The sequence below is a fragment of the Acinetobacter sp. 1542444 genome (assembly GCF_000581835.1).
Taxonomy (GTDB): domain Bacteria; phylum Pseudomonadota; class Gammaproteobacteria; order Pseudomonadales; family Moraxellaceae; genus Acinetobacter; species Acinetobacter pittii.
On sequence record NZ_JEYA01000001.1, the window covers coordinates 947433 to 969320 of the forward strand.

26 protein-coding genes and 1 riboswitch are annotated in these 21888 nt (G+C 37.3%); of the genes, 13 read left to right on the forward strand and 13 right to left on the reverse strand.

The window, feature by feature from the left end:
- The first annotated feature begins 94 nt into the window (after positions 1-94).
- The 5 genes from glnL (at position 95) to J580_RS08730 (ending at position 5354) form a co-directional block, all read left to right on the forward strand.
- Positions 95-1204, forward strand: a complete 1110-nt coding sequence (glnL, locus tag J580_RS08710; RefSeq protein ID WP_002115631.1) for a nitrogen regulation protein NR(II) — start codon at positions 95-97, stop codon at positions 1202-1204.
- On the forward strand, positions 1191-2684 hold the full coding sequence (gene glnG, locus J580_RS08715) for a nitrogen regulation protein NR(I) (RefSeq protein ID WP_002115702.1): 1494 nt from the start codon (positions 1191-1193) through the stop codon (positions 2682-2684). The genes glnL and glnG overlap by 14 nt, the downstream gene beginning before the upstream one ends.
- Before the next feature lie 266 nt (positions 2685-2950).
- On the forward strand, positions 2951-3604 hold the full coding sequence (locus J580_RS08720; RefSeq protein ID WP_005803466.1) for a TetR/AcrR family transcriptional regulator: 654 nt from the start codon (positions 2951-2953) through the stop codon (positions 3602-3604).
- A gap of 112 nt (positions 3605-3716) precedes the next feature.
- Positions 3717-4637 carry an ornithine carbamoyltransferase gene (argF, locus tag J580_RS08725; protein WP_032003821.1) on the forward strand — a complete coding sequence of 307 codons (921 nt, stop codon included), beginning with the start codon at positions 3717-3719 and terminating at the stop codon, positions 4635-4637.
- Positions 4638-4829: 192 nt separating this feature from the next.
- Entirely contained in the window at positions 4830-5354 is a 525-nt protein-coding gene (locus J580_RS08730) for a protein tyrosine phosphatase family protein (RefSeq protein WP_019767677.1), read from the forward strand.
- Here the strand turns inward: J580_RS08730 and ispF are convergent.
- Positions 5342-5833: a 2-C-methyl-D-erythritol 2,4-cyclodiphosphate synthase gene (gene ispF / locus J580_RS08735; protein ID WP_002115651.1), complete on the reverse strand. Its 492-nt coding sequence runs from the start codon at positions 5831-5833 to the stop codon at positions 5342-5344. The genes J580_RS08730 and ispF overlap by 13 nt on opposite strands.
- A 100-nt stretch (positions 5834-5933) precedes the next feature.
- Here ispF and J580_RS08740 point away from each other — a divergent pair, with 100 nt between their 5' ends.
- On the forward strand, positions 5934-6578 hold the full coding sequence (locus J580_RS08740; RefSeq protein WP_016140721.1) for a hypothetical protein: 645 nt from the start codon (positions 5934-5936) through the stop codon (positions 6576-6578).
- Between the two features lie 44 nt (positions 6579-6622).
- Here J580_RS08740 and J580_RS08745 read toward each other — a convergent pair whose 3' ends face one another.
- From J580_RS08745 to J580_RS08755, 3 genes are all read right to left on the reverse strand, one after another.
- Positions 6623-7867 carry a D-amino acid dehydrogenase gene (locus J580_RS08745; RefSeq protein ID WP_017385991.1) on the reverse strand — a complete coding sequence of 415 codons (1245 nt, stop codon included), beginning with the start codon at positions 7865-7867 and terminating at the stop codon, positions 6623-6625.
- A 176-nt stretch (positions 7868-8043) separates the two neighbouring features.
- Positions 8044-8132, reverse strand: a riboswitch (glycine riboswitch).
- Between the two features lie 150 nt (positions 8133-8282).
- Positions 8283-8774 (reverse strand): hypothetical protein, encoded by a 492-nt coding sequence (locus J580_RS08750; RefSeq protein WP_002115670.1) that lies wholly within the window; start codon positions 8772-8774, stop codon positions 8283-8285.
- Positions 8775-9016: 242 nt separating this feature from the next.
- Positions 9017-9460 (reverse strand): BLUF domain-containing protein, encoded by a 444-nt coding sequence (locus J580_RS08755; protein ID WP_017398952.1) that lies wholly within the window; start codon positions 9458-9460, stop codon positions 9017-9019.
- A 228-nt stretch (positions 9461-9688) separates the two neighbouring features.
- Here J580_RS08755 and J580_RS0104080 point away from each other — a divergent pair, with 228 nt between their 5' ends.
- On the forward strand, positions 9689-9952 hold the full coding sequence (locus J580_RS0104080; protein ID WP_017398951.1) for a hypothetical protein: 264 nt from the start codon (positions 9689-9691) through the stop codon (positions 9950-9952).
- Positions 9953-9997: 45 nt separating this feature from the next.
- Here J580_RS0104080 and J580_RS08760 read toward each other — a convergent pair whose 3' ends face one another.
- Positions 9998-10708: an alpha/beta fold hydrolase gene (locus tag J580_RS08760; protein ID WP_032003822.1), complete on the reverse strand. Its 711-nt coding sequence runs from the start codon at positions 10706-10708 to the stop codon at positions 9998-10000.
- Between the two features lie 175 nt (positions 10709-10883).
- On the opposite strand from J580_RS08760, the gene J580_RS08765 reads away from it, so the two are divergent.
- Positions 10884-11177 (forward strand): hypothetical protein, encoded by a 294-nt coding sequence (locus J580_RS08765; RefSeq protein ID WP_002115649.1) that lies wholly within the window; start codon positions 10884-10886, stop codon positions 11175-11177.
- A 163-nt stretch (positions 11178-11340) separates the two neighbouring features.
- Here J580_RS08765 and J580_RS08770 read toward each other — a convergent pair whose 3' ends face one another.
- From J580_RS08770 to galE, 3 genes are all read right to left on the reverse strand, one after another.
- A complete protein-coding gene (locus J580_RS08770) occupies positions 11341-11787 on the reverse strand; it encodes a DUF6097 family protein (protein WP_032003823.1) in 447 nt (148 codons plus the stop codon).
- 357 nt (positions 11788-12144) lie between these two features.
- Positions 12145-13539: a class II fumarate hydratase gene (gene fumC / locus J580_RS08775; RefSeq protein ID WP_005068873.1), complete on the reverse strand. Its 1395-nt coding sequence runs from the start codon at positions 13537-13539 to the stop codon at positions 12145-12147.
- A 116-nt stretch (positions 13540-13655) separates the two neighbouring features.
- Entirely contained in the window at positions 13656-14663 is a 1008-nt protein-coding gene (gene galE / locus J580_RS08780; protein ID WP_014207002.1) for a UDP-glucose 4-epimerase GalE, read from the reverse strand.
- 65 nt (positions 14664-14728) lie between these two features.
- Here galE and tusD point away from each other — a divergent pair, with 65 nt between their 5' ends.
- Genes tusD through J580_RS08800 form a run of 4 tightly spaced genes read left to right on the forward strand, consistent with a single transcriptional unit; the run spans position 14729 to position 16124 of the window.
- A complete protein-coding gene (gene tusD / locus J580_RS08785; protein WP_032003825.1) occupies positions 14729-15097 on the forward strand; it encodes a sulfurtransferase complex subunit TusD in 369 nt (122 codons plus the stop codon).
- Between the two features lie 44 nt (positions 15098-15141).
- A complete protein-coding gene (locus J580_RS08790; RefSeq protein WP_032003827.1) occupies positions 15142-15492 on the forward strand; it encodes a hypothetical protein in 351 nt (116 codons plus the stop codon).
- Positions 15493-15509: 17 nt separating this feature from the next.
- A complete protein-coding gene (locus J580_RS08795; RefSeq protein ID WP_032003829.1) occupies positions 15510-15794 on the forward strand; it encodes a DsrH like protein in 285 nt (94 codons plus the stop codon).
- 18 nt (positions 15795-15812) lie between these two features.
- Positions 15813-16124 carry a TusE/DsrC/DsvC family sulfur relay protein gene (locus J580_RS08800; RefSeq protein WP_032003831.1) on the forward strand — a complete coding sequence of 104 codons (312 nt, stop codon included), beginning with the start codon at positions 15813-15815 and terminating at the stop codon, positions 16122-16124.
- 2 nt (positions 16125-16126) lie between these two features.
- Here the strand turns inward: J580_RS08800 and J580_RS08805 are convergent, their stop codons facing one another.
- Entirely contained in the window at positions 16127-16990 is an 864-nt protein-coding gene (locus tag J580_RS08805; protein ID WP_025465973.1) for a DMT family transporter, read from the reverse strand.
- 123 nt (positions 16991-17113) lie between these two features.
- On the opposite strand from J580_RS08805, the gene J580_RS08810 reads away from it, so the two are divergent.
- On the forward strand, positions 17114-18502 hold the full coding sequence (locus J580_RS08810) for a PLP-dependent aminotransferase family protein (protein WP_032003832.1): 1389 nt from the start codon (positions 17114-17116) through the stop codon (positions 18500-18502).
- Between the two features lie 16 nt (positions 18503-18518).
- Here the strand turns inward: J580_RS08810 and J580_RS08815 are convergent, their stop codons facing one another.
- The 4 genes from J580_RS08815 to J580_RS08830 all read right to left on the reverse strand — a co-directional run bounded on the left by J580_RS08815 (position 18519) and on the right by J580_RS08830 (position 21885).
- A complete protein-coding gene (locus tag J580_RS08815; protein WP_005068860.1) occupies positions 18519-19001 on the reverse strand; it encodes a winged helix-turn-helix transcriptional regulator in 483 nt (160 codons plus the stop codon).
- A gap of 216 nt (positions 19002-19217) precedes the next feature.
- Positions 19218-20453: a molybdopterin molybdotransferase MoeA gene (locus tag J580_RS08820; protein ID WP_032003834.1), complete on the reverse strand. Its 1236-nt coding sequence runs from the start codon at positions 20451-20453 to the stop codon at positions 19218-19220.
- Positions 20453-21376: a bifunctional molybdenum cofactor biosynthesis protein MoaC/MoaB gene (moaCB, locus tag J580_RS08825; RefSeq protein ID WP_000799987.1), complete on the reverse strand. Its 924-nt coding sequence runs from the start codon at positions 21374-21376 to the stop codon at positions 20453-20455. The genes J580_RS08820 and moaCB overlap by 1 nt, the downstream gene beginning before the upstream one ends.
- A 23-nt stretch (positions 21377-21399) precedes the next feature.
- The gene (locus tag J580_RS08830) at positions 21400-21885 is read right to left on the reverse strand and encodes a molybdenum cofactor biosynthesis protein MoaE (protein ID WP_032003835.1); all 486 of its coding nucleotides are present in this window, start codon (positions 21883-21885) and stop codon (positions 21400-21402) included.
- Positions 21886-21888: the final 3 nt, after the last annotated feature.

Here is a 21888-nt window from a genome sequence, read left to right on the forward strand (position 1 = left end):
CGTATATTTTGCATCGTTCATGTTCTATAACGGTGAAAATCCGATAACCAATGAAGATGCCATTGCGCTATTTTAAGACAGGAACGATTCGCTAATGGATCAACACAACCCTATCGACTATCGCCTATTGGTAGACAACTTAACTACTGCGATTTTATTGATCGATAGTAACTTGAATATTTTTTACTTAAATTCTGCCTGCGAAGCACTATTTGACATTAGTTTGCTTCGAGCTTCAGGACAGCCGGTTTTGAACTTACTTCATGCACCAGATGATACTTTTAATACACATGAAGCTTTATTAAACACTATTAAAACGGGTCAACCTTATACCCGTCGAGAAGCGGTTATTAATGTCAACTTTAAAGACCTTCATGTTGATTACACGGTGTCTCAATTAAATGCAGGTAAAAGTTATCACCCATTACTCTTGATTGAGCTCAACCCGATTGATCGTATGTTAAAGATTTCTAAAGAAGAAAATCTGGTACAACAACATCAGGTAGCCAGACAGCTTGTACGTGGCGTTGCTCACGAAATTAAGAACCCACTGGCAGGTATTCGTGGTGCAACTCAATTACTCGCTCGCAGTTTAAACGATAAGAGTTATGCTGAATTTACAGATGTCATTATTAATGAAGTAGATCGTTTAACTAACTTGGCAGATACTATGTTGGGTTCTAGACAACTCCCAAGTTATGAAAATGTTAACGTACACGAGCCTTTGGAGCGAGTGCGTTCACTTATCGCCAACCAGACAAAGAAGAAAATTAAAATTATACGGGATTATGATTTGTCTTTACCCGATGTTAATGCCGATCGTGATCAGTTAATACAAGTCATGCTCAACATTAGTGTAAATGCAATTCAAGCCATAACAGAAAACAAAGCATTTTTTATAGATCACGAACCGGAGTTAATTCTACGTACACGTATACAACGTCTTGTCACAATTAACGGTGTACTAAATCGATCTACAGTGCGAGTCGACATAGAGGACAATGGACCAGGCATTCCTGAAAGTATTTTGGAGTCAGTATTCTATCCATTGGTTACTGGACGAGCAAAAGGTACTGGGCTTGGCCTGAGTATTGCACAGAATATTATGCATCAACATAACGGAATGATTGAATGCCAATCTGTTCCTGGAAAAACAATTTTTAGCTTATATTTACCTTGGGAGTCAGACCGTGTCGCGAAATAAAATATGGGTTATTGATGATGATCGCGCCATGCGATGGGTATTGGAAAAGACCTTTAAAGAGGAAGGTTTTGATGTTACCAATTTTGAAGAAGCTCAAACTGCGCTTGAACGTTTGCACCATGATGCTCCCGATGTCATCTTAACTGACATCCGCATGCCTGGAATTGATGGTTTAACTTTTTTATCTAAAGTCAAAAACACTCATCCAGATTTACCTGTCATTATTATGACAGCACATTCTGACTTAGAGTCTGCTGTATCAAGCTATCAAACAGGCGCGTTTGAATATTTACCAAAGCCTTTTGATATTGATGAAGCTTTAGCTTTAGTCAATCGCGCAATCCTGCATATTAATAAACTACAACAGCAAGAAGCTACAAAAACAGCCTCACCTCTTCAATCAACAGAAATTATTGGTGAATCTCCGGCAATGCAGGAGGTTTTCCGTGCTATCGGCCGTTTATCGCAATCTCATATTACTGTTTTAATTAATGGTGAATCGGGTACGGGTAAAGAATTAGTTGCTCATGCTTTACACAAGCACTCCCCACGCCGTGCTAAGCCTTTTATTGCTTTAAATATGGCTGCGATACCAAAAGACTTAATTGAAACCGAGTTATTTGGTCATGAGAAAGGAGCATTTACAGGCGCGAATACTCAACATCAAGGCCGCTTTGAACAGGCAAATGGCGGAACACTGTTCCTTGATGAAATTGGTGATATGCCATTTGAAACTCAGACTCGATTGCTTCGCGTACTCGCTGACGGTGAGTTCTATCGTGTAGGTGGGCACATTCCCGTTAAAGTAGATGTTCGAATTGTGGCCGCAACGCATCAGGATTTAGAAAAGTTGGTAAACGAAGGCCGCTTCCGTGAAGACTTATATCACCGCTTAAATGTGATTCGTATTCACATTCCTAAGCTTGCCCACCGTAGTGAAGATATTCCAATGCTTGCGCAGCATTTCCTTGCGCGTGCAGGTAAAGAGCTTGGCGTAAGTCCAAAAATCTTACGTACCGAGACGACAGACTATATGCAACAGTTACCATGGCCAGGTAACGTACGACAACTTGAGAATACGTGCCGCTGGCTAACTGTAATGATTACGGGCCGCGAAGTTTATCCGGAAGATTTACCTTCTGAGCTCAAACAAGTTCCATTGCAAAAGAATAGTGATTCTAGTCAACCAGCACCTTCATTTGAACGTATTTCTCTACATCATTGGGATGAACTACTAAATCAATGGGCTATTCAAAAGCTTAAAAATGGTGAAATGAAAATTTTGGATATTGCCACACCAATGTTTGAACGCACGTTGATTAACGCCGCCTTGCAACAAACACGTGGACGCAAACGTCATGCAGCAGAATTATTGGGTTGGGGTCGCAATACCTTAACACGCAAGTTAAAAGAACTTGGAATGGATTCTGCAGATGATGACGAAGAAGATGAGCACAAGGTTACTCAAACTGAAGCCTAGAAATCTCGTTATTTAACTTCAGAGCGGTTAAGTCATTCTTAGCCGCTTTATTTTTAAATCAGATTTTTCATTAAAATATAATGTAAACATAAGGTTACATCATAAAATCCCTCTACAACCAACTCTAAGCTTATATTTTCTATTAGTTTATTTTTTGAATTAACCACTTACTGTTCAGCATATGATCTAAAAAAATGGTTATGACCATCACTAAAGATAGTTTTGCTATACTAGATAAGCAAAGTCAGTTGTTGTTATTAAATTTTATGCATGATTCAGTCCTGGATTCACATCACCTTGCATGTGAGAAACCTCAAACACGCCGCGGTATTGAACGTCGTTTAGCTCTATTGTTAAGCGCGACCGAGCTGTTCCTAGAGAAAGGATATGATGCTGTATCTCTCGATGATATTGTTAATCATGCAGGTGGCTCTAAGGCTTCTATTTATAAATATTTTGGCAATAAAGAAGGACTTTTTACGGCTATATGTGATCATAAACGTGAAATGTTTTTTAAAGATATTTGCATTCCATTCCAACCAGAGAAAAGCACTTTAAGAGAATATCTGATTCAAACACTTAATCGTGTATATATTCATATTATTCAGCCCGAACATGTTGCATTTTTAAGACTTATTATTGAACAGACCGAATGTAACACTGTCCTCATACAATACTTATATGACAAATGGGTACATAATTTACAAAATACACTTACTCAAGCATTAGAGTTTGCGGATAAATCAGGCGAAATTACCTGTAATTCTCCGTATTATTCTTCACTCATGTATTTCGGGATTTTACGAGATATTGAATGGCGTATGATTATGGGTATGCCAGCTCTTCCAGATGAGAAAGAAGCTTTTGATTATATTGAATATTGTGTAGATATTTTCTTAAAAGGCCATCATAAAGTCTAATTCTTTTGCATTTTAAAATGCTTATAGTATAGTAGACTTCTTTTTTCCCACATCCACCCAGCCAACAACAGATAATTGTTATATTTCAAAACAATTATTATGGAGTAGCTACATGGCTCTAAGACATTTCCTGACTTTACGTGATCTATCCACTCTAGAACTTAATCGCATTTTAGAACGCGCAAGCGAGCTTAAAAAAATGCAACATGACAATAAGGTCTACCAGCCTTTTGTTGGTAAAGTATTGGGAATGATTTTTGAGAAATCAAGTACGCGTACACGTATCTCTTTTGAAGCAGGTATTAACCAATTTGGCGGTAGTGCGATTTTTTTATCGCCTCGTGACACACAATTAGGCCGTGGTGAACCAATCGAAGATTCAGCACGTGTAATTTCAAGTATGCTTGATATTGTGATGATTCGTACTTTCGGTCATGACATTGTTGAACGTTTTGCATCTTATTCAAAAGTTCCTGTAATTAACGGCTTAACTGATGATCATCATCCATGCCAGTTACTTGCTGACTTACAAACTTATATTGAACACCGCGGCAGCATTGAAGGCAAAACCGTTGCTTGGGTTGGTGATGGTAATAATATGTGTAATTCATATATTGAAGCTGCGCACATGATGGGTTTCAAACTCAAAATTGCATCGCCAAAAGGATATGAACCTAAATCTGAATTTTTAGCGGAGTTTGGTCATTGCGTTGAGCTTTATGATAATGCGGAAGATGCAGCAGTAAATGCTGACCTTATTGTGACTGATGTATGGGCAAGTATGGGCCAAGAAGAAGAGCAAAAACTTCGTGAAAAAGCCTTTGCTGATTTTCAAGTTAACGAAAAATTAATGAGCCTTGCTCACCCAGATTGTTTATTCATGCACTGCTTACCTGCTCATCGCGGCGAAGAAATTTCTGAAACCATGCTCGATTATAAAAATGCAGTCGTATGGGATGAAGCAGAAAACCGTCTCCATGCTCAAAAAGCTTTAGTCGAATTTTTATTGAATGAAAATCTAAAAAAAGCTTAAATTTTGAGTTAAAAAAACAGCATCTTAATGATGCTGTTTTTTATTTTATAAGACTTGTACTCTTCCAGTTAATTATTTTTAAAAATTTGATAACGTTGCCGAATATATAAGCAGGCTATATTTCAACTATTCTCTAGAATCGTGTATAACATTCTACACAATAAGCTAAGCCTACTCTTGTAGAGTGCGATCATGACAACCCTTGAACAATCATTATCTCAAATTCCCGCATTTTCGATTATTCATGAACATTTATTTAGCTCGGCCCAGCCTTCTGCTGAACAACTAAAATTGATTAAAGAGTTTGGTTGCAGCACAGTCATTAACCTTGCTTTAACTAACGCTTCAAATCATCTTGAGAATGAAGACCGTATTTGTTTAGACCTAGGTTTAAATTATATTCATATTCCAATTGATTGGGAGATGCCTTCTGCTGAGCAGTGCTTATTAGTTTTAGATTTGATTGATCATTTAGTGCAAAATGAAATTATCTGGATACATTGCGCCAAAAATAAACGCGTAAGTTGCCTTATGTATGTCTATAGACAGTTTTATATGAATATGGATATGCCGACTTCTCAGGATTTATTGCACGAAATTTGGGAACCTAATGAGACTTGGACTGGACTCATTCATAGTATTACCTTACAGCTACAAGGCCGTAAGGCAACTTTAGAACTTCAACAGTCTTTGCAGCAGGCCGATCACTTGGTGTGATGAGAGACTAAAACAGTCGCTGTAGCCAAAATACCTTCTTGACGACCGGTAAACCCAAGTTTTTCGGTTGTCGTTGCTTTAATACTAATTTGATTAATATCTACATTTAGAACGTCAGCAATGCTTTGACGCATTTCAAGATTATGCTTAGCTAATTTTGGACGCTCGCAAGCCACCGTAATATCGGCATTATTTAACTGATAACCACGGTCTAAGATCAATTGATAAACATGCTTTAACAATACTCGGCTATCTGCGCCTTTGTATTCTGGGTCAGTATCAGGAAAATGTTGTCCAATATCTCCAAGCGCTAAAGCACCTAATAAAGCATCACATAGCGCATGAAGTACAACGTCACCGTCAGAGTGCGCTTTCAAACCATGTGTATGTGGAATTTGAATACCCGCCAATGTAACGAAGTTCCCCTCTTCAAAGGCATGTACATCCATTCCTTGTCCAATACGAATCTGAGCAACCATATAAATTATTACCTTCCATAAAAACTTAAGAAATCTTGTATTCAGCCGTTCTGTTTCGCTATAGTACACCTAGCAAAGTAGACTGAAAGTATAAGCGATCATGCTGTCTAATACTGATATGAATCAATTGAAAAGATTAAGTTTTGTCGTGACACTGAGTTGTTTATGTTCACCTCTTGTCTTTGCAGAATCAATAGACTGTTCCAATACTGGAGCTGAGCTTAAAATCTGTTCAAAAACATTTAGTGAATCCAGAAAGCAACTCAATAATAAATATCTTTCTGCATATTTAGTTACTGATGCCCCCTTACAGCTTTTACAGGATACACAAAAGTTATGGTCTAAACATACTCAGCAATGCAAGAGTAATACATGTATTCAACAACAGTTTGATTTACGTACTGATGACTTAAATTTTTATGCTTCACTTAAGCAAACGCTTACCCAGCATTATCTTAAGTTTGAAAATGGACATATAGCAGCTCAGCCTGTACACATTCAAGTCCATCAGCTCGCGAAAGATAAAATTAAGATTGAAGGGATAGCATACCGCAATCCAAATAACCGCAAAGAAACTCAAACGATCTCATTGATGGCCTATAGTTCACCTGAACAAAAAAGTGAGATTTTAGACAATGAGCACAACTGTAAATATCAGTTTAATTTTCAAAAAGCTTTACTTAATGTGAAAACTCAGCAAAAAGGCTGTGAACGTTTTAGCGGAATCTACCGCCTATATGATTAACGCTTAAAATAAAAGCCAGTGTTTGAACACTGGCTTTTTACTTTCTACGCTGGATATTTTTGAGCAATATCCTGACCGACTAAAACTGCGGTTGCCGCAGACAAAGTCCAACCTAAATGCCCATGCCCTGTATTATAAAAAACACGAGGTTGTTTAGATTGCTTAACAACAGGCAGCATATTCGGCATCATTGGTCTTAACCCTGCCCAAGGCACCACATGCTCAGTTGAAATATCAAAGTTACGATTAACCCAATTCACTAATGGTTGAATACGATCAGCCCGTATGTCACGGTTATAGCCATTAAACTCAGCAGTCCCTGCCACACGCAGTCGATCTTTACCTAAACGAGAAGTCACAATTTTTGCACTTTCATCTAGCAAGCTTACCCAAGGAGCATTGTTTACACTGTGCTCATCTTTTAATTGCACGGTAATTGAATAACCTTTTACTGGATACACATTTACTCGCTCACCAATCATATCGGCAAGTTGATAACTCCCCACACCACCACAAACAACAAGTACATCACCTTCAAGCTGAATGTTATCGGACTCAACCAGATAAGGATGCTCAGCACTTGGCTGACAAGTTACGACTACTTTGTCTGCGCTGCACTTAATATCCATAACTTCTAGGCCAAACTTATATTGAACGCCATATTGTTTAGTCTTCTCAGCCAAAGAAGTTGAATATTTATGAATATCACCCGTCGCATCACTTGGTGTGTAATAGCCACCGAAATAGTCACCCGTCAAAGATGGTTCTATTGTTTTCATTTCATCAGGTGAAACCGAATAGCGTTCCAATGTACCTTTGTTCAATACGTTATTAACTTGTTTAGCAATCTCGTAGTCAGCCTTACTGTGATACATATGGAGGATTCCACGTTTCTCCAAATCAAACTCAAGCTGCTCTTTTTCAGCAACTTCAAACAAACGCTTACGAGCAAGCAATGCCAAACGGACCGTCTCAATCGTATTTGCTTCATAGTTTTTAATATGTGATAGAAATTCAACCAACCAACTATACTTATGCAAACTAAATGAAGGGTTCAACAATAGAGGAGCATCTTTTTGTCTCATCCATTTAAAGCCTTTAATGACGGTGGCTTTTTGGTTCCATACTTCGGCGTTACAAGCCGATAATTGCCCTCCATTGGCAAATGATGTTTCCATTGCAGGATATAAATGTCGATCAATCACTGTGACTTGATAACCCAGTTGCGATAATTCATAAGCAGAGGTAACCCCTGTGATTCCCGCACCTATCACAATAACATGTGGCATAACAGACTCCTCAGAAATGCAAAAACATTTCATCAGTACAGCCCATCTGTCATTGGTACCTGAGAGTTTCGACCCCAACGTTACCTTTTAACGTTTAGATCTTCCCCTTCGGTGAGTTTATAATTTATAAGTTATTGTTTTCCATTCTTATAAATCTAAGCTTCTCTCCAGATTTTTTAATTATTACAGTCCTTTTGCCTGAGAGTTTCCGGGCTTGTTGCTCCTTCGGCGGGTTCTTAATGAACCTCTCTCCCGCAATAATTTTGTATTTATATAAGCAATGTATCTGCCACATTGAAAAAAACGCATTCTTTTCTTGTAAACTTTTGTATAAGCAATCTTAAAATTATAAAATACTGATTTAATTAGAAAATAAAAAAGGCGAATTTTTATAAATCCACCTTTTACACTTAAATTAGAGTTTACCGTTAAGCACTTGGTCTGAAACCGTACCCTTCCATTGCTCACGCAAGGTTGGTAAGTAGAATTTCTCACCAATAGTGACCAATTCAGCATCAATCAATGCATGAACTTCGTGCATAAAAATATAATCTAGAGCAACTAAAGAAAGCTGATGATTTTTTTGCGCTGTTTTCTTACGTTTTACCTGTGCTTGTTTCACTAGCTCATTTGCAAAGTTTTTATCTTTATAAGCAGTAATTGCATTTAAACGAAGCTCAATAACACCCCATCCCGCTAATAGCTTTTTAAAAACTTCAAAATCTTTTGAGGTTGATTCCCACGTTACGTTTTCTAGATCATTATCTTCAGGTAAAACTGGTAATAATAAATCCGCTGTACTTGGGAAAATCTTTTTAAGATTTAACAGAAACTTAACCGGCTGATCACTAGGATAATCATTAAATTGCACATGTTGTTGGGTATCTGTTAAATAAATAGAGAGCATTCAAAAATCCTTAACTAAGCAGCTGTTTTTAATAATTTTATCTCTAACTTTGCAAAATACATGCAAAACAAAAAAACAATATAAAAACAGGACAAGGTGGGCATTTTAACAATTATGACGGCTTATTCAACGCCAATTCGCCATTAATTAGTGAAAGTTTCTGCCTTTGTGATAAAAAGCTCTCCGAAGAGAGCTTAACTTTAAATAGAACATCAAAAATCCGTTGTAATTCTTGGTTTCGATTAACCTTGATATTGATCAACTTTATAATTTGGCTGATCTACAAGCAGTTCAATAAAAGTCGGAATAGATGTAGTGTTAAGCAGATAAGGATTAAATTCATCAACATGATGATGATGAAAGAACTCTTTTATTTTCGTGTTAATGGGAGCAAATTTCATACTCCAATGTTTAAATAGCCGTTGTTCGGATGGTTCTGAAAAGATGATTTCACAGTTCTGATGTCTCGAATCTTTCAAAATTAATTTATAAAATAGCGATTCGACCTGTTCTTTCTCACCTTCCAAATACTGCAAGAAGTATCCATTACCATAGTAAAGCACTCCTGTAATATCATTATGTGAATTGAATTTGACAGCTTCGGTGAGAATATCAATTAAATCTTGTTTTATTTGACTATGTTCACTATTGGTTTTACTTGCATACATAAAGCCTATTAAACTCATAGCGATACTCGAAGATAGATTTTTATGTCCATTCTGACATCTACCCTCTCTTCTTACAATGTAAGCTATTTAAAACCTTGTATTTCAAAAGTAAAGATTATTTTCTTTTTGAAAATGACAAACTTTAACAACCCGAAATCTTTTGTAAATTAATGCCAACCTAACAAGTTAATTAGACACTATTAATTTTAGTACAATTGAAAATTATCTTTAATGTATGGATGTCTAATGGAGAATCATGAAATTATTCTTCAAGACGAACATCATAAACAGTTTAAGATTATTAAAGTCCAAGATGTTCGTTTTGATAAGAATACGCTTAACAATAGCTACCAATGGTTATGGATATTTGATCATAGTTCAGAGTTTTTCCCATTTGAGTTATGGGATCAGCTTGATCATGCAACCATTCACCAAAAGATCAAACTTGGTAATCAAGTTTTCAGGATTATTAAGATTCTGACGAAGAAAACGAAAGTTAGGCCCTCCTGAAACATAAGTCCTCAAGTAACTATTTTTTAAGTTATTTAAAGCTCTCTAACTTGCTCCTAAATTCTTTTCACTTAACCATATGGAAATCACTGATGCCAGCGACTTAGGTTGTTCAATCGGAATCATATGGCCCGTATTTTTAATTATCCCAAGCTTTGCATGGGGTAACTGAACTAATAATTCTATAGCTTCTTCCTTAGAACGCAGCTGGTCCTCTGCACCAGAAATGATTAAAGTTGGACATGTGATTTTACTCATATCATAAGAGCTTCTATCTAACATAGATTGTTTAACGAATTCTTCATAACCCAAAGCTTTCCCCATCTCTTGGATTCTTTTTACAAGAGTACGATTCTGCACATTCGATGGATGAAGTGTTTTTTCAATCGATATTGAGCTTAGCCCATGGAAATTTTTCCCAGAGTTAAGTTTAATCGCCGTTAACTTTTGACTCTTCTGCTCTTCTGTATCTGAGCGTAGTGAAGACGCTATTAAAATAAGTGCCTTAACTTTTTCAGGAAATTGCTCCACTATAGATCTAGCGATATATCCTCCAAGTGAGAAACCAATCAGTACAAAGCTTTCTGGCGCATGTTCAACAATATTTTGAGCAATTTCTTTGATTGTTTTCCCTTCTTTTAAAGTAGCTCGAGATATACTCCACTCTTTAGGCATTTCATCTATGAGTTCATTCCAGAGAGATTCATCAAGCATATAACCAGGAATTAAAACAACTGAAATTGGCTTTTGATTCATAAGTTTTTTAATACCTTACTTATAAATTATAACTAACAGCATTTTATGCTAATAAAAAATCTATAATTAGAATATTGAAGTAAAAAATAAAATCACTATATAAATTAAACAGAAATAACTGTGGAAGCACGCCAGACTAAAACATTCCCTTTTTATGCTTGAGAAGGAGGTACATATGAAAGTTAGAGCATCACGTACGTATTCCGCTTCAGCAAATAATTATTTTATTTCTAAGGAATATGATTGTACTGTTATTCCTGTAAAAGGAATGTGTTTTATAGACTCTGGTTTAACTGAGAGTGGAGTGATTGAACCAGTAGAGATTATTGAAGTGACTATAGAACCAGAATCTAACTCGTATCATGTTCTTTTAGCACGCGATATACATGAGTACGAAAAAGAAGAGCTAAAAAAGAAGTTTGAAGCTATGAAATCTCATGGTTGGGAATACATAGACGGCTTACTTTAATATTTTCTAATTTCTAGATACAAGCTAAATCCTTCCCCCCAAAAGAGCCCTCCTTTGAGGGCTTTATATAAATATTAGCGCGTACACTTTTATTAATGATTTATCTGTACAAACAGATAATAGAATGCACAGCATATTATATGCTTAAAGATTTTAAACATATTTAGCTAAGAAGTTTATTCACATTCTTTTCAATTAATTTTTTGCTTTGGTTATTAAGTATATAAAAATATCCAATCAATCCAAAGAATATGACTGCATAAATTATGACAATCCATATATATTTAAATATGTTATCGAATAACATATGATTTAAGACATCTACATCAATATTGATACCAAAGTTATGTACATATCGACTTAAGAATAATGCAATACAATAAATCAATATTGGAACCGCAAGAACTCCTGTCCATATATTGATTTTATTTTTCTTAACTTCTAGTTTTTCAAAATCATCTTCTCCAAAATATTTTTCAACTTCAATAACTTGCTTATTCAAATCATCTTTTAATGATATAGGTAATCTGTTGTCTTTAATATGATATTGAATGTTTTTCAAGATTTCTGCACTTTCTAGTGCTTCACCTAAAATTGTTAAATTTCCCATAGAAAAACCAGAATGTAATCAGTAAAACTATGGATTTTAAGGTAAATTTTGCGATTAAAAGCACTTTTTAACACAAAAGTAATAAATTGAGCTGAGTTACAAAACATTCAAAAGAAATACGAAAAGCCGAAAATGTTCCAAAGATTACTAAACATAGCTTCCTCTCACTATATTTCTCAATTTTTTAAACACTATGAGAACGACTGAACTTTTATCCTGAACTATAAGATTATCAAAAGCCAAGTTTTCATAGGAGTTAAGTATTCGAATTATTCAAATAAAAAGGCACTTTCGAAATAGCTCCAAAGTGCCTTTCTATTGATTGAGATTCTAAAAATATCTTTATTTTTAGATAGATTACTTACTATTTGGCGAAACCATCTTTTCAGGTTTAACTACTTCGTCAAATTGTTCCGCTGTAACCAAACCAAGCTCAACAGCGACCTGCTTCAACGTTTTATTTTCTTTATAAGCAGTCTTTGCAACTTTTGCAGAATTTTCATAGCCGATTACTGGATTTAAAGCTGTAACTAGCATCAGAGAATTATGCAAGAAGTGATCAATTTTATCGCGATTAGGCTCAATTCCCACCGCGCAGTGATCATTAAAGCTATTACATGCATCACCAAGTAACTGAATAGATTGCAATAAGTTATAAGCAATCACTGGCATAAAGACGTTTAATTCGAAGTTACCTGAAGCACCTGCTACGTTAATGGTCGTATCATTTCCAAGCACTTGCGCAACAACCATGGTCATTGCTTCACTTTGTGTTGGGTTTACTTTTCCAGGCATAATGCTTGAACCAGGCTCATTTTCTGGAATACGGATTTCACCAAAACCACAACGAGGTCCACTTGCCAGCCAACGAATATCATTCGCGATTTTGTTTAAGCTTACAGCCAAAGTTTTTAATGCACCTGATGCAAAAACAGCGGCGTCCCGTCCTGCTAGAGCTTCAAATTTATTGGGTGCAGTTACAAAAGGTAAACCTGTAAGTAGTGCAAGCTGAGCTGCTGCTTTTACTGCATAGTCAGGATGTGCATTTAATCCTGTACCTACCGCTGTGCCACCTAATGGCAACTCATATAAACCACTTAAAGCTTGTTGTAGTCGAACCAATCCATGCTCAAGCTGTGATACATAGCCACTAAATTCTTGACCTAAGGTTAATGGAGTAGCATCTTGCAAATGGGTACGGCCAATTTTGACAATATCCTGAAACTCATCTGACTTTTTTTGCAAAGTCGCTTTGAGCTGCTCTACAGCAGGGATGAGTAATTCATTAATTTGCAAACTTGCTGCCACGTGAATGGCCGTTGGAAAGGAGTCGTTTGTTGATTGAGCACGATTAACGTGATCATTTGGATGTACTGGTTTTTGAGCACCTAAGGCTTGCCCTAATTTCTGGTTTGCAATATTGGCAATCACTTCGTTACAGTTCATGTTGCTTTGCGTACCAGAACCTGTTTGCCAGACAACTAAAGGAAATTGGGAATCCCACTTGCCATCAATGACCTCTTCAGCAGCACCCACAATATATTGACTCAAATCTTGTGGTAGTTGTTCAAGTTCAGCATTGGTTATTGCAGCAGCCTTTTTTACCAAACCCATCGCTCGAATCATGGCACGGGGTAATCGTTCCTGCCCGATTTTAAAGTTCTGTAAGCTGCGTTGAGTCTGTGCCCCCCACAATGCTTCATTTGGAACTTCAATCTCACCCATAGTGTCATGTTCAATTCGTGTTTGCATAGAAACCTCGGTTATCTCAATAAAGAACTCACGGGCTGAAGCAAGTGTTTGCTCTGGCTAGTTAATTTTGAATATCGTACTCAAGCATACCAGCATTGTAAATAAGAATCATTATCTTATCTTCCATTTAAAGTATTTTGATAGAAGCGCCATTCATCTTCGATCATTTGTTTTAATGGGCGCTTCGGTGTCCATTGCAATAAGGTTTTTGCTTTCTCAATATTAGCGCCAACTTGATCTAACTCGACATGTTTATAAATTGCTGATTGTGTAGGAACTTCAGCTTTAGTAACTTGTGAAATTTCATCGAGTAATTGACGAATTGAATGAACTTGGTCATGTGCAATATTAAATGCTTCACAACAATGCGTTTGTTCACGCAGCCAATGTAAGCTCGCAATGACAGCTTCACATAAATCTAAAACATGTAAAAAACTACGTTCAGTCGTATGATCTGACGTTTCAGCTTGATCTTGTAATTCAATTAAATCACGTTGCATTGCTGCGACTTGCATCGCAAGCGGAACAATATTTTTAGGGAGCTGAGCGACATACTCTCCGAGTACCCCATGTTCAAATGCACCTACGATATTAGACAATCGTAAGATCGCAATTTTCCACTCATGGTCAATTTTATAAGTATCACGGATAATTTCTTCAATCATCTGTTGAGACTTAATGTAGGGATTAGGATAAGCATAATTAAATTCTTCTGTTTCACTCAATTGCAAGCCAGATTTCCCATAAGCTGCAAGGCTAGACAGATGAATAAAGTGACGAACACCCGTACGTTGCATGGCACGAAGCAAGCTCATGATACAACTAACATTATCATTATAATATTCAAGAGGTTTAAGGTTAGATTCTTCAATTGATTTGAATCCGGCAGTATGAATAACTGCATCAATTGAATATTGCTCAAACACCTTATTCAGCGCTGGTGTATTGCGTACATCAAGTTTGACAAATGGAACGTACATACCAGAAATAAACTCTAGCCGTTCCAAAGTTTGCAAGGTTGAATTAGCCAAATTATCGACGATTACCACCTCTTGCCCTTGAGCCATTAGACTCAACGCAATGTGTGAACCGATAAAGCCTAAACCACCTGTCACTAAAATCATTGTATACTTACCTTTCTCTTAATGTATCTACGCCCATTTAGACGTATGACCATAGTGAATTCTCAATGAGTACATTACTACTAATTACCTCTGCTCCTACTTCCATTCATGCTTGGCATGCGTTAGGACTTGCTCAGGCACTCAAAAGTAAAAATGAAGACTTCCGTGTATTCTTTTACCAAGATGGCGTGCAGGTTGCTAATGATTTTCAATGGGTTCCTGACGACCAACGTAATTTAACGCATGAATGGCAAAAGCTTGCTATTCGTCTTCCTGTTTGTGTGAGTGCTGCCCTCGCTCGTGGTATTACAGATGCAGAAAATGCCAGTCGTCATCACCTTACTCATCACAACCTTGCCAAAGACTTTGAACTTGTCGGGTTAGGTGAACTTGCTGATGCAGTAAAGTCAGCATCTCGTCTTATTCAATTTTAAGTTACTTTGTTTGCTTAGATTGTTGCTTTTAAAAGGTATATTGTGTGAAATCTGTACTCGTCATTTTAAGCCAAGCCAATTTAACCAGTCTTCAAATCAATGAAAGCCTTTCTGCTACTATGGTTTTAGCAACCTTTGGCTCACCAGTCAAAGTATTATTGAAAGATGCTGCTCTTAGTCTTTTGCAAAATGATTTGAGCTTTGATCAGTTTCGTCAGGCTTTCAAAGTGGCCTCAAATATGGTCGAAAGTTTTGAGTTCTACGACTTGAGCCCTATTCTGATTGAATGTAAAAATCAGCAGCATACTCTTGTACAAAAAACCGAACAAGAAATTGAATTCGTTCAGTTGAATGCTGAGTTTATTCAATCTTTTGATCATGTTCTATATTGGTAGATTAAGGTGTAAGTTTAATGAATCCGTCAACACTTTATCTTGTGCAATCTTCTTACCATTCTACGCCGAAAATTATTGATGAATTACACAATCTTTTTCAGGTAGGTGACCAAATTGTTTTTATGGGTGATGCAACTGCACACCTTTCTGCTGAAATGATTCAACCATTTGTATCTGTTTCATGTTTAAGCATCGAAAAAGATTTAATCGATACAGCTACTTTAGCTCAAGTGAAGGTATTAGATTACGATCAATTTGCTGATCTGGTTTTAACGTTTAATCGCTGTATTTCTCTTAAATAATATATTTAGGCTGGTTTCATGAATTTAGAATTAGACCAAGATGGTCATTTGGTTGATTACACAATCTGGAATCCTGAAGTTGCGCAAGAACTTGCCAAATCGCTTGATCTTGAACTCACCGATTGGCATTTTGAAGTTTTAGCAGCTGTACGTCAGTTTTATCAACAGTTTGGACATTCTCCAGCAACTCGCCCGCTGATTAAATTTTTAATAAAAACGGTTAGTCCAGAAATTAATAATGCGGTTTTACAGCAACAATTTAATACTGGTTTAGTGGCGCGTCATTTAAGTCGTTTAGCTGGAATCCCTAAACCAGCAAATTGTTTATAAAATTAAGTAAATTTTTTAGCAGCAGCGACGCATAAAATCGTTGCTGCTGTAACCACCAACATTGACCAACTTACTTGTTCGTGTAACAAGACCGCAGCAATACCTAATCCCATTAAAGGTTGTAAGAGTTGTAGTTGGCTAATCGCAGCAATCCCTCCTTGTGCAAGCCCTTTGTACCAAAAGAAAAAACCTATCAGCATACTAAATAAAGACACATAAATAAGGCCGACCAAAGCTGATGTAGATACGCTCTGAAATGAAGCTGGCATATAGAAAATAGTCAGAAATAGCATAAACGGTAATGATAAAATTAGCGCCCAACAAATGACCTGCCACCCCCCTATTTTTCTTGAAAGTACACCGCCTTCTGCATAGCCAAAACCACATAAAATAATTGCCATCAACATATAAAAGTCTCCTATCCCAAGTGAGGTATCACCAGAGATGAAGAACATATAAGCAAATACAACCGCGCTCCCCAAGATTGCGAATATCCAGAAAAATTGATTGGGTTTTTCTCCGCCTCTCAGTACAGCAAATATTGCAGTTGCGAGAGGTAAAAGGCTAACAAAAACGATTGAATGAGCCGCATTCATGTATTGGAGAGCAAGCGCTGTAAATAGAGGAAAACCTATTACCACGCCTAAAGAGACGATGGCAAGAGGCCACCAATCTTGCTTGGCTGGTTTTTTTTGTTTTAAAACCAAAATAAGAATAAGGCCTAAAATACCTGCAATTGCCGCACGTGCCGCAGTTAGAAAACCCGGTTCGAACCCCATTACGGCTACACGTGTTGCTGGTAGTGATCCCGCAAAAATAGCCACGCCAATAAAACCATTCACCCAGCCATTCATAAACCTATTCATAATTTTCTCCGTCACTATACGAAGAATTTAAGCTGTGCTAAGGTGAATAAACCAGATACAAAGCAGTACAATTCAAAAGAACTGTAATGCATTAATAACCAGTACAGTTCGGATTGTAAGCCAGTGAAACAGAACAAAACCAAAATTGAAATTGTCATTTCTGAGATTGAGCAACAAATAAAAAATCGGTCTTTAATGCCTGGAGCACGCTTACCCTCCGTTCGTAAGTTAGCAAATAACCTTGGATTTTCTGTATCAACGGTTGTAGAAGCCTATGAAAGATTAATTGCTCTAGGCAAAATCGAATCAAGAACTGGATCTGGTTTTTATATTGTTGGTCCGCTTGCCCCTCTTTCTTTAAGCGAATTAGGTCCTAAATTAGATCGCTCAGTCGATCCATTATGGATTTCACGTCAATCTTTAGAAGCAAAATCAGATGTTTTTAAACCCGGCTGCGGTTGGTTACCTGATGACTGGATGCCATTAGATAGTATTCGTAAAGCATTAAGGTCGGCTGCAAGAAGCCCAGATGATTGTTTGATGGGTTATTCAACGCCATTAGGATTACCAGCTCTACGTGATTTACTGGCAAGACGTGCTCAAGCAAAAGGTATCAATGCAAATCTTAATCAAGTGCTTTTAACAGACTCTGGAACTCAAGCAATTGATTTGGTTTGCCGATTTTTATTAAAGCCGAATGATGTCGTTCTTATTGATGATCCTTGTTATTTCAACTTTCATGCATTACTTAAAGTCCATCAAGTCAAAGTTATTGGTATTCCCTACACACCAACAGGTCCTGACTTAGAGGCATTTAAAGAAGCAATTGAAACTTATAATCCACGCCTTTATATCACCAACTCAGGAATTCATAATCCGACTGGTGCAGTACTTTCTCTTTCTACGGCGCATCAATTATTAAAACTTATTGAACAATCAAATTTGATTGTTGTTGAGGATGATATTTTCTCAGACTTTGAATATAGCCCTGCTCCTCGGCTTGCTGCTTTGGATAATCTTTCACGTGTCATTTTTATTGGGAGTTTTTCTAAAACTTTATCGGCATCTATTCGTTGTGGTTATATCATTGCTAAACCAGAATGGATTGATCAGCTCACCGACCTGAAAATTGCCACAAGCTTTTCTCACAATGGTGTATCAGCTGAAGTTTTATTAAGTGCTTTAACAGATGGTTCTTATCGTAAACATATAGAATTATTAAAGGTCCGATTAGCAAAAGCGATGCACGATACCATTACTCAGTTAGAACCTTTGGGTATAAAACCATGGATTAAGCCTCAAGCTGGAATTTTTGTTTGGTGTCATTTGCCAAAGGGAGTTGAAGCTTCAGAAATTGCAAAATATTGTATTAATCATCAGGTTATTCTTGCGCCAGGAAATGCGTTTAGCCAAGCTTCCAATGCTGGTCAATTTATACGCTTTAATGTAACACAGTCAAATCATGACCATATCTATAAAACTCTGGCTGATGCAATTCAACAAGAGTCTTAGTTGGCAATAAGAGAAATTAAGCTTGTTTCTGTTTTTGCTGCATATATGCAAAATAACCTGGCCCAGCTGAAACCTGAACTTGTTTTGCATGTAAAGGTTCACGGCAAACCGAACATACCATGACTGGTTCAAATTTATGACCACAAGTTTTATGACGATATTCTAAAGGTTTACCTAAACCTTGATCCATCCATTTATCTGCCCAATTTGCCATAGATAAGATAATTGGATAAAGCTCAAAACCTTTATCAGTCAATTTATATTCAAAGCGTTCCTGCCGATCAAAATAAGGGGCTTTGACTAAAATTTCATATTCAACCAAACGCTTTAAACGATCCGAAAGGACATGACGAGTGACACCTAATGACTTTTGAAAATCGTCAAAACGGCGTATTCCCATAAAAGCATTACGTAATATTAGCATCGTCCATCGATCGCCAATCACTGATAGCATACGAGCAACCGAACAAGGTTGATCACCGATGTCATCCCATTTCATCTTTATGCGTTCCTCGATATTTCCTAGCCTAATGGCCCTATTGTTTATACCCTAAACCACTTAGCACGATTTATGCAAGATTCATTATTAAAATAACTTCTTATCAAGCTTATGAAAGAATTTTCATTATAAAAAATTTAAAATTATTATTTAAAATTGCTTAATAAATATAACTCACTCAATTATATAGTGAGTTATATTTATCATTACTGGTTATTAATTTGAAATAAATACGCCCTTCAATATATAACCCGCTTCCAATTTTGCACTTGCCGGAATTCGAACCAGACAATTGGCTTGCATTAAATTACTGAGCATATGTGATTGCTGTTTTGCCAGACTTTTAACTTTGAGTTGTCCATTGTCAAAATAGGCATGCATTCTTAGAAAACGCTCGCGTGCATCTTCTTTTAAATCATGATCTAAAATTGCACTAAACCACACTGGCCCAGCTTGGTTTCCCTGCAAAGTGTCGAGCAATGCTTTACCGTAAACCTGCATAGACACATATACCGCAGCAGGATTACCGGGCAACCCCAGTAAATAACAGTGGTGATCTGATTCAGGATGAGAATATTCAGCAAAAAAGAGTGGCTTACCCGGCTTTTGTTTTACTTTCCAAAAGATCTGTTCAAAACCAACTTCAAAAGCACATGGCCGAACAAAATCATAGTCTCCAACAGAGACTCCACCCGTGGTTATGATGACATCATGGCTATCTTTTAATTGATCGAAATATTGTGTGACCTGTGCTGTCTCATCTGCCACATGAATGAGTTCAACATCTAAACCATAATCTTCAAACCAAGCTTTTAGTAATGGGCCATTTGCATCAAAGATTTTACCTTCAGCTAGATCTTCTGCTGTTTCGGCAACTTCATCACCCGTGATCAAAACAGCTACTTTCGGCGCACGATAGACTTCAACGGTTTGCACTCCCGCCATACTTAAGGCAGCCAAACTTCCAATATTCAAAAATTGTCCAACTTGCGCAAGTAACTGCCCTTGCTGGATTTCTTCGCCAGTAAAACGGATATCAGCTTTAGGGCGAATATGTTCAGTTAACGAAATTTCTTGTGCTGAAACGACCTCTACGATTTCTTGCCTCGCAACATGTGTTGTGCCTTCAGGAATTTTGCCACCAGTAAATATACGAATTGCCTGTCCTTCATTCAGAATGTCATGACTTTCGCTTCCGGCGCGAATCTCGCCAGTAACCTGAAACTTTTGATTATTTAAATCTTCTGCATGGCTACAAAGTGCGTAACCATCTACAGCACTTTGAGAGAAACTTGGTAAATTAATTTCTGAATAAATTTCTTTAGCAAGATATCTACTTAGGCTATTTTGAAGAACTTGCTGAATTGAGTCTAATTTTTTAGGTCGGTTACTAATCAGCTCAATTGCTTCATCCACGCTAATCAACCCACGTTCTGCACCACAACCAGTCATTATTCATAGCCTCCCGGATGTGGTAGATCACGGCAAACATCAAAAATATGCACTAAGGCAGGTAAAATAGCAGCCATTGATTCGCTTGCTCCACCACGGCTTCCCGGTAAAGTCACCACTAAAGAGCGATCAATAAAACCAGCTACTCCACGCGACATTGCAGCATATGGCGTGCGTTTTTGTCCAAATGAACGAGCAGCTTCCATTAAGCCATCTAACTTTCGTTCTAAAAGTGGTTCTAGCGTATCAACTGTAATGTCACGCTTACCAATTCCTGTTCCACCAACCGTCATAATGCAAGCATATGATTTGCTCAACTCAAGCACTAAGTTTTTTAAAGTATCCGCTTCATCTGGCAAAATTTGGTAATGGATTGGATCGAATCCTGCTTCGGTTAAAGTTTCAACCACAGATTTTCCGGCAGTATCGGGCTTTCTACCCGCTGCTACGGTGTCTGACAACACAATAACCGCAGCCGAAACAGGCTGACGAAGAACTCGCTTAAAGTGTGATTTACCGCCTTTTTTCTTAAGCAATTTACATTGGTCCATCCAGAGCTCTTCTGGTTCACAATGCGGCTTTAACATGTCGTAAATGGTTAACCCTGCAAGACTTGCAGCCGTTAAGGCTTCCATTTCTACGCCAGTTGGACCAATGGTTTCAACTACTGCAACGATCTTTACAAAATCATGTTCTAGTTCATATTCAACATCTGCCCGATAAATCGGCAGTGGATGACATAAAGGAATCAGCTCATCAGTACGTTTTGCTGCCAAAATTCCTGCAACACGTGCAGTTTTTAATGCATCACCTTTTTCCGTATTCCCTTGTCTTAATAATTCAATACAGTGCGGTGGTGCATATAAAATTGCTTGTGCTTCAGCAACACGATAACTTTCCGGCTTCATTCCTACGTTTTTCATTATTTATCCTAGTCTTACTTATTTCAGTTTGAGTGTTCATGGCCGGCATGATGGTGATGCTTGTGTTCGTGCGGTGCATCCTTACGAATACAGCAGCCCTCTACATAATGACTCGTGCCATCTGTAAAGAACTCTTCTTTAAACACAGGCACTTCATGTTTAACCCGCTCAACCGCTTCTTCGCATGCTTGAAAAGCTTCACGGCGATGGGCTGCATAAGCAATTGCAATAATGGCTGTTTCACCCACATCTAGATATCCAATCCGATGAACCACTCGCACATAAGATACCTGATACTTTTTCTCAATTTCCAGTTCAATTTCACGTATCATTTTTTCAGAAAGCGGTTTATACGAGGTATATTTCAGTGCTTTAACAGCTTTACCTTCATGATGATTACGAACCGTACCCATAAAAATATCAATTCCACCGCATTCAGGAAATGATTCAATAGGATCAAAGGTATCAAGGCTTAAAGCCTGCTCTTGTATACGTGCAAAATCTCGCATGGC

Bases quoted from the DNA above. Each gene is read 5' to 3' on its own strand.
- J580_RS08820 (WP_032003834.1), bottom strand. From the start codon at position 20,453: ATGACTGGTTGTGGTGCAGAACGTGGGTTGATTAGCGTGGATGAAGCA.
- J580_RS08720 (WP_005803466.1), top strand. From the start codon at position 2,951: ATGCATGATTCAGTCCTGGATTCACATCACCTTGCATGTGAGAAACCT.
- J580_RS0104080 (WP_017398951.1), top strand. From the start codon at position 9,689: ATGGAGAATCATGAAATTATTCTTCAAGACGAACATCATAAACAGTTT.
- argF (WP_032003821.1), top strand. From the start codon at position 3,717: ATGGCTCTAAGACATTTCCTGACTTTACGTGATCTATCCACTCTAGAA.
- tusD (WP_032003825.1), top strand. From the start codon at position 14,729: ATGAGTACATTACTACTAATTACCTCTGCTCCTACTTCCATTCATGCT.
- fumC (WP_005068873.1), bottom strand. From the start codon at position 13,539: ATGCAAACACGAATTGAACATGACACTATGGGTGAGATTGAAGTTCCA.
- J580_RS08800 (WP_032003831.1), top strand. From the start codon at position 15,813: ATGAATTTAGAATTAGACCAAGATGGTCATTTGGTTGATTACACAATC.
- galE (WP_014207002.1), bottom strand. From the start codon at position 14,663: ATGATTTTAGTGACAGGTGGTTTAGGCTTTATCGGTTCACACATTGCG.
- J580_RS08740 (WP_016140721.1), top strand. From the start codon at position 5,934: ATGCTGTCTAATACTGATATGAATCAATTGAAAAGATTAAGTTTTGTC.
- J580_RS08830 (WP_032003835.1), bottom strand. From the start codon at position 21,885: ATGCGAGATTTTGCACGTATACAAGAGCAGGCTTTAAGCCTTGATACC.
- J580_RS08795 (WP_032003829.1), top strand. From the start codon at position 15,510: ATGAATCCGTCAACACTTTATCTTGTGCAATCTTCTTACCATTCTACG.
- J580_RS08805 (WP_025465973.1), bottom strand. From the start codon at position 16,990: ATGAATAGGTTTATGAATGGCTGGGTGAATGGTTTTATTGGCGTGGCT.
- J580_RS08755 (WP_017398952.1), bottom strand. From the start codon at position 9,460: ATGAGTTTAATAGGCTTTATGTATGCAAGTAAAACCAATAGTGAACAT.
- J580_RS08765 (WP_002115649.1), top strand. From the start codon at position 10,884: ATGAAAGTTAGAGCATCACGTACGTATTCCGCTTCAGCAAATAATTAT.
- moaCB (WP_000799987.1), bottom strand. From the start codon at position 21,376: ATGAAAAACGTAGGAATGAAGCCGGAAAGTTATCGTGTTGCTGAAGCA.
- J580_RS08815 (WP_005068860.1), bottom strand. From the start codon at position 19,001: ATGAAATGGGATGACATCGGTGATCAACCTTGTTCGGTTGCTCGTATG.
- ispF (WP_002115651.1), bottom strand. From the start codon at position 5,833: ATGGTTGCTCAGATTCGTATTGGACAAGGAATGGATGTACATGCCTTT.
- J580_RS08760 (WP_032003822.1), bottom strand. From the start codon at position 10,708: ATGAATCAAAAGCCAATTTCAGTTGTTTTAATTCCTGGTTATATGCTT.
- J580_RS08750 (WP_002115670.1), bottom strand. From the start codon at position 8,774: ATGCTCTCTATTTATTTAACAGATACCCAACAACATGTGCAATTTAAT.
- glnL (WP_002115631.1), top strand. From the start codon at position 95: ATGGATCAACACAACCCTATCGACTATCGCCTATTGGTAGACAACTTA.
- J580_RS08730 (WP_019767677.1), top strand. From the start codon at position 4,830: ATGACAACCCTTGAACAATCATTATCTCAAATTCCCGCATTTTCGATT.
- J580_RS08770 (WP_032003823.1), bottom strand. From the start codon at position 11,787: ATGGGAAATTTAACAATTTTAGGTGAAGCACTAGAAAGTGCAGAAATC.
- J580_RS08745 (WP_017385991.1), bottom strand. From the start codon at position 7,867: ATGCCACATGTTATTGTGATAGGTGCGGGAATCACAGGGGTTACCTCT.